Below are 927 nucleotides of genomic sequence, written 5' to 3' on the forward strand. Positions count from 1 at the left end.
TGGTGGTCGGATATCTCGGGGCGTGTACTCGCGATTTCCTTGATAAACCGTCCGAGAACCGATGTCAACACGTACGCGCCGACGAGGAAGGCGGCCGAGAGACTGACGCGAATGAGCGTCTCCTTTCCGAGGTTGTACTGCTCGGAGAGCGTGCCGATGTCGCCCGAAAGCGACCAGACCGCGAATAAGAACGTACCACCGAAAACAACACCGGTGAGGCGAAGCACTGTGACCCCGAGGTGCCAGACAGGGGAAGAAACCCCTTCAACGTCCATATCGTGGAGACGAGCGCCGAGTCGCCAGATTGCGATAACGGCGGCGGCGACGAAGATACTGGCAGCAAGGCGAAGTTCGAACGTGGGGAACCACGCTTCGAAGTCCACGAACCCGTTAGTCTGGAGGGCGATACTGGTCGAACGGAGCAACAGCGGGGTCAAAAGCGCATCGAGCGCGGGGAGTGTCATGGATTATAAGCCGACGGACGCGGCGAGTTGAGCGAGTTCGGCGAACTCCGCGGGGGCCATGTTTCCGGCGCGTTTCCGGAGTACGTCCTCGTCGGCCGCCTCGACGACGGCTTCTGGGTCGGAGAGTCCGGAGATGTGCGACGTATTTCGGATGCCGTTTCGGATGGTTTTGCGACGCTGGGTAAACAATGCCTTCACGAAGTCGAAGAAGAATTCCTCGTCGTCGACCTCGTAGTCCGGGTCACGCGGCGTCACGCGGACGATTGCGCTTTGAACCGCCGGTTTCGGGTCGAACGCCTCTCGGGGGACGATTTCGCAGACTTCGACATCACCGTAGTGCTGGGCGCTTACCGAGAGTCTGCCGTATTCGGACGTGCCGGATTCGGCGGCCATCCGCTCGCCGAACTCCTTTTGGAACATGAGCACGAGCGGCTTTCCGCGTGGCAGGAGGCGGAACGAAATC

At 60.5% G+C, this 927-nt stretch carries 1 protein-coding gene and 1 pseudogene; both read right to left on the minus strand.

Annotation, left to right across the window (positions count from 1 at the left end; all coding sequences use genetic code 11):
* Window positions 1-464, minus strand: a pseudogene (locus QT222_RS00520) (mechanosensitive ion channel family protein); the annotation flags it as partial.
* A 3-nt stretch (window positions 465-467) separates the two neighbouring features.
* The coding region (locus QT222_RS00525; RefSeq protein ID WP_491475949.1) for a 16S ribosomal RNA methyltransferase A at window positions 468-927 on the minus strand (460 nt) is incomplete at its 5' end.

The sequence above is a fragment of the Haloferax sp. s1 genome (genome assembly GCF_058382125.1).